The sequence below is a fragment of the Microbacterium gubbeenense DSM 15944 genome, assembly GCF_000422745.1.
In the GTDB taxonomy this organism is placed as follows: domain Bacteria; phylum Actinomycetota; class Actinomycetes; order Actinomycetales; family Microbacteriaceae; genus Microbacterium; species Microbacterium gubbeenense.
On the sequence record NZ_AUGQ01000042.1, the window covers coordinates 1 to 5,385 of the forward strand.

The window sequence follows — 5,385 nt, forward strand, 5'->3', positions numbered from 1 at the left end:
CCCGCCCTCGACGACCGGATCGGCCACGGACTACCTGTGGCGTCAGGTCCTCGCACGGCCGATGTTCCTGCGCATCCTCAAGGACTTCGCACTCTACGAGCCGAGCACGTCGGGGAAGAAGAACGACGGACGGCTGATCTTCCCGCGCTTCCACCAGCTGAGGGCCGTCGAGCGCGTCGTCGCTGACATCGAGAACCAGGGCCCCGGGGGCCGGTATCTCGTGTGGCATTCGGCAGGGTCGGGCAAGACCAAGACCATCGCCTGGCTCAGCCATCGGCTGATCCGGCACATGGGCTCCGACGCGACGTCGACCTTCGACTCGGTGATCGTCGTGACCGACCGCACGGTGCTCGACGAAAACGTGCGCGAGGACATGAACCTCGTCCAGTCCTCGACGGGGCTCGTGGTGAACATCGGCACGGATTCGGGAGCGAAGTCCGCGCAGGTCAAGGACGCCCTGCTGGACGGCGGGCACATCATCACCTGCACGCTGCAGACCTTCCCGCACGTCATGAAACTCATCGAGGACACCGACGCGCTGCGCGGCAGGCACTGGGCGATCGTCGCCGATGAGGCGCACTCCTCCCAGACGGGTTCGTCCGCCCGCGCCCTGAAGGGGCTCCTCGCCGACGTGGAGCTGGACGACGAAGAGATCAGCGCCGACGACCTGCTGGCGGCCACCGACTCGGCGATCGCCGCCAGCGCGAACATCACCTTCATCGCGCTCACCGCGACGCCGAAGGGCAAGACGCTGCGGCTGTTCGGCACGAAGGTCGACGGCGAGGACCGGTGGGAGGCCTTCGACAACTACACGATGGCTCAGGCCATCGAGGAGGGCTTCATCCTCGACGTCCTCACCAACTACTCGACCTACGACATGTTCCTCCGCGTGAAGAACGAGCTCGAGGAGGAGGACGAGACCGAGGTCGAGACGGGCCGCGCGGTCAAGGACATCGTGCGCTTCACCCGACTCCATCCCACGGCGATCGCGCAGAAGGTGCAGGTCGTCGTCGAGCACTTCCGGCGCAACGTCGCCCATATGCTCGACGGGCAGGCTCGCGCCATGGTGGTCACCTCCGGCCGCAAGGACGCCGTGATGTGGTCGGAGAAGATGAACGCCTACATCGCCGATCGCGGGTACCAGGGGCTCGAGACCCTGGTCGCCTTCTCCGGCACCGTGCGCAACGAGGCCGGCCAGGAGGTCACCGAGGTCGGCATGAACGAGCGCAGCGACGTGGCGCGCGCCTTCCGCGAGGAGGACGAGGCGAGGGTCCTGATCGTCGCCAACAAGTTCCAGACCGGATTCGACGAGCCGAGGCTGATGGCGATGTACGTCGACAAGGTGCTCACCGACATCGCCACGGTGCAGACGCTGTCGCGGCTGAACCGGATCTATCCCGGAAAGTCCGCGCCGATGGTCGTGGACTTCATGAACACGCCCGAGCAGATCCAGAAGGACTTCGCCCGCTACTACACCGACGCGCACGTCGCCGGCGAAGTGGACGCCAACGCGCTGATCGAGCTCGCCGATCGCCTCGACGCGGCCGGCCTGTACACGGATGCTCAGCTGCGCGCGGTCGCCGAGGCCTACACGGAGAACCAGGGCGGCGAGGCGATCCAGCGTGCGCTGGGTCCGATCAAGCACGCGTGGATGTCCCAGCTGCGCCAGGCGGGGCTCACCAAGGACAAGGAGCGCTACGAGGAGCTCAAGCAGTTCCGCTCCGACGCGATCAGCTATCGCAACGCCTGGCAGTTCCTCTCCCAGATCGTCGACTACCAGGACGAGGAGCTGCGCCTGCGCGCTGTGCTCATGACCCTGCTCAGCCGGAACCTGCACCTCTCCCCCGAGGCCTACGACGACAGCTACATGGAGGGCGTGCAGCTCGGCGGCATCAAGCTCGTCCCGGAGAAGGTCGGCGAGAACTACGCCGTCGATCCGTCGGCCGAGCGCCCGACCATCGACCTTCCGGACTTCGCCAGCGAGCCCCGCGGCGAGACCGCGAAGCCGAAGGGACCGCTCGACGAGGCGATCGAGAAGGTCAACGAGATGTTCAGCGCCAAAGGCGTCGACGCGAGCCCGACGAGCATCGAGGGTTTCATCACGGCCTACTGGGGTTACCTCGACGCGGATGACGAGGCCGTCGCGATGGCCAAGAGCAACACTGTCGAGCAGCTCAAGGGCTCGACCAAGTTCTCCGACGCCGTCGACTACGCCATGTACCAGGCGTTCCAGGCCTCGGACGAGATCAAGAAGGCCCTCGCCGACGCCGACGTCCTCCGCCAGCTCGCGGCGATCAGCGCTGAGACGCTCCACGCCCAGCACCACAACAGCGGCGACGACGATGCCTGAGAGCAGCGCGTCGATGCACGAGATCGCCGGACGGGTCCGCACGGCCCGCCTGGCTGCCGGGCTGACGCAGCATGAGCTCGCTGAACGTGCCGGCCTCTCGCGCCCGTCCGTGGCGCGCGTGGAGGCGGGCGAAGACGTGAGCACAGCGACCCTGGCCAAAGTCGCGGATGCTCTTGGTCTCGTGCTGCGAGTCACGAACGACGTGCGAGATCAGGAGGGGTCGTGAGCGAGAAAGGCAGCACTACAGCGAGCGAGCTCTCCCCCGTCGTGGTCGATCGCCATGTCCATCGAGAGAAGCTGCTCGAGCTGTTGGAGATCGCCGCCGAGCATCCGGAGCTCGACTTCAAGAAGACGACCGACCTCGGCAAGAACTCGAAGAAGAGCAATCTCGACTTCGTGAAGGACGCGCTCGCGATGTCGAACTCAACGCGCGGTGGGTACCTGGTCTTCGGAGCGGACGACAAGGGCCAGCCCGCCCACGACTGCGCCCCGGTCAATCCAGCGCACTTCGACTCAGCGATGCTGGCAGAGAAGGTCTCGGCGTATGTCACCGGGCACGTGGAGATCACGTCGCAGGTCCACACGATCGACGACCGCGACCATGCACTCGTGTACATCGCTCCCCCGTCCGACGGGGTCCCGCACATGACCACCAAGGAGGGGCGCGACGGCAACAGGGTGATCGTCCCGAAGGGTGTGATCTTCACCCGGCAGGGTACGAAGAACGTCATCGCCGACTCAGCCGATCTCAGGCGTCTCCTCGGCCCGTTCCGCGACCGCGCGATCGCCGAGGGACGCGCGCACGTCGACGAGCTCATCCGCACTCTCACACACACCCTGTCCGGCACTGCAGGGGGTGTTCCCATCCTCCTCGACGCCGACATGCCGAGTTTCACTGAGGCTCTGCACAGCAATCTCGGTTCGGGCAACGTGAAGCGGATCGAAAGGTTCCTACGCGCAGCGCGCCGAGACATCAGGTTCACCCCCGGCGAGGACGCTCGGTCTCGTCGGTTGCACGTGCTTGACAAGCTTGCGCTGATCGCCAGCGAGATGGTCGCCGCACCGGATGACCCGTTGTTCTCCTTGACGTTGGAGATCCTCGAGAGGTCCTACAACTCAACGGGCTTCACGGATATCTATTCGTCACAGATCTCCAATCCGAGCGACGTCAGCAAGGTGCGGCACTTCATCGACGTGCTGACGCGCATCTATCTCATCGGCGCTGCTGCTGTCAGAGAGAACAGCCCGGCCGCGGTACGGATGGTCGCGATGGTCCCGTCACTCACCGAGAACGAGACGTTTCCCTCGTGGATCCGACACGGCATCGTCTACGCCTCGCGGGCCAATCTCCTGCCGGACACGCATGCAGCCGGTGGCGGAACGCTCATCGCACTCGCACGTCAGCTCGCGCACGATGTACCGGAGCTTGCTGCCGGCGTCGTGCAGTCCTCGGATCAGGGTGGGCTCGATCCGCTCCTGAATGATCTGGCGACCTTCGATGTGATGTGGTGCATCGCCGCTGTCGCCGCGAGCGAAGAAGGAGATGCGATCAGGGTGATGTATCCGAGCTTCGCGAGCGTCGAGGAGAAGTACGGCTACGCGATTCTGAAGCAGATCGCCACCGACGCCGCGATGCGCCGTAGCCTGGCACCAAGCGCTGACGATAGTGATTTCGCGCGCGGACTCGACGAGGTCTTGAGGCTCGCATCGTCCGAGTCGTTCAAGTACAGCACCTTCTGGTCGAGGGCGCAGAACATGCCGGCTGTCCGAGATTTCGTTGCGCAACATCGTCAAAATTCATACTGACCAGCCCGCAGAGCTGGAGACAGAGAGGTGAATCGCTCTGGGTTTTGTTCCGTTCTTCAAGCAAGGATGGAATCGATGAATCAGAAGTACTCGCCCGAGATGCGTGAGCGCGCGCTGCGGATGCTGGACGAAGCACGCGCGAGCGGCGATCACCCGAACCTGATGTCCGCGGTGCGGCATGTGGCCGGCCTGCTCGGCATGAGCGCCGAGACCCTGCGCGTGTGGCATCGCCGCCGCGAGATCGACACCGGCCAGCGCCCCGGCGTGACCACCGACGTCGCCGAGGAGAACAAGCGTCTCCAGCGTGAGGTCGCCGAGCTGAAGAAGGCGAACGAGATCCTGCGTGCTGCGAGCGTGTTTTTCGCGAAGGAGCTCGACCGCCCCTGACGAGCATGATCCGCTTCATCGATGAGCATCGGAATCAGTTCGGGGTCGAGCTCCTCTGCCGTGTCGTTCGGGACGCGGTGCCGGGGTTCCTCACCTCCCGCGGGTATCGCGCCGCGAAAGCGCGCGTGCCCTCCGCGAGGCAGTTGAAGGACGAGCTGCTCGTCCCAGAGATCGAGCGGCTGCATGCCGAGAACTACGGCGTCTACGGGGTGCGGAAGATGCATGCCCTCCTCAGGCGCGAGGGCTGGGACATCGGCCGCGACCAGACCGCGAGGCTGATGAAGCTCGCCGGCGTCGCCGGCGTGAAGCGATCGAAGAAGGTCTTCACCACGAAGTCGGATCCTGAGAGTGCGACGCCTGCCGACCTCGTGAACAGGGACTTCACCGCTCCCGCGCCGAACAGGTTGTGGGTGGCGGACATCACGTATGTCGCCACGTGGGCGGGGTTCGCGTATGTCGCGTTCGTGATCGACGTGTTCTCCCGAATGATCGTCGGCTGGAACGTCGCGTCGACGCTGCGCGCCGAGGTGCTGCCGCTGCAGGCGCTGAACATGGCCGCCTTCAACGCGACCGGGTCATTCGATGAGCTCGTCCATCACGCCGACCACGGATCGAACTACCTCTCGATCGTCTACACCGACAGGATCACCGAACTCGGCGCGAAGCCCTCGACAGGAACAGTCGGCGACAGCTACGACTGTCAGTCTGTTTCTGCCGCATCCCGCAAGGATGGGGTAGTCCTGGCCGGAGCGTTCTGACTCTTGTTTATGATTGGCCCGCAGGGTGCCTTTGCGTTGATCTGTCGATCCTCCGGCCGGGCGCGCAGTACGGCTGCCGCCGGA

General features: G+C 65.0%; 5 protein-coding genes. All 5 read left to right on the top strand.

Annotated features, from left to right (window positions below; all coding sequences use genetic code 11):
- The coding region (locus G510_RS16920) for a DEAD/DEAH box helicase family protein (protein ID WP_036323382.1) at positions 1–2,350 on the top strand (2,350 nt) is incomplete at its 5' end.
- Positions 2,343–2,576 carry a helix-turn-helix domain-containing protein gene (locus G510_RS0112830; protein ID WP_211219201.1) on the top strand — a complete coding sequence of 78 codons (234 nt, stop codon included), beginning with the start codon at positions 2,343–2,345 and terminating at the stop codon, positions 2,574–2,576. The genes G510_RS16920 and G510_RS0112830, both read left to right, overlap by 8 nt.
- Complete coding sequence (locus G510_RS0112835) at positions 2,573–4,156, top strand: AlbA family DNA-binding domain-containing protein (RefSeq protein ID WP_029153939.1); 1,584 nt, start codon at positions 2,573–2,575, stop codon at positions 4,154–4,156. Before G510_RS0112830 ends, G510_RS0112835 begins: the two co-directional genes overlap by 4 nt.
- 75 nt (positions 4,157–4,231) lie before the next feature.
- Complete coding sequence (locus tag G510_RS0112840; protein WP_029153940.1) at positions 4,232–4,543, top strand: transposase; 312 nt, start codon at positions 4,232–4,234, stop codon at positions 4,541–4,543.
- 5 nt (positions 4,544–4,548) lie between these two features.
- Positions 4,549–5,301, top strand: coding sequence for an IS3 family transposase (locus G510_RS16925; protein WP_157560657.1), 753 nt, complete (start codon positions 4,549–4,551; stop codon positions 5,299–5,301).
- The last annotated feature ends 84 nt before the right edge of the window (positions 5,302–5,385 follow it).

What these genes read in the sequence shown, in the direction of transcription:
- G510_RS0112830 (WP_211219201.1), top strand. Translation starts at nt 2,343, where the DNA reads ATGCCTGAGAGCAGCGCGTCGATGCACGAGATCGCCGGACGGGTCCGC.
- G510_RS0112840 (WP_029153940.1), top strand. Translation starts at nt 4,232, where the DNA reads ATGAATCAGAAGTACTCGCCCGAGATGCGTGAGCGCGCGCTGCGGATG.
- G510_RS16925 (WP_157560657.1), top strand. Translation starts at nt 4,549, where the DNA reads ATGATCCGCTTCATCGATGAGCATCGGAATCAGTTCGGGGTCGAGCTC.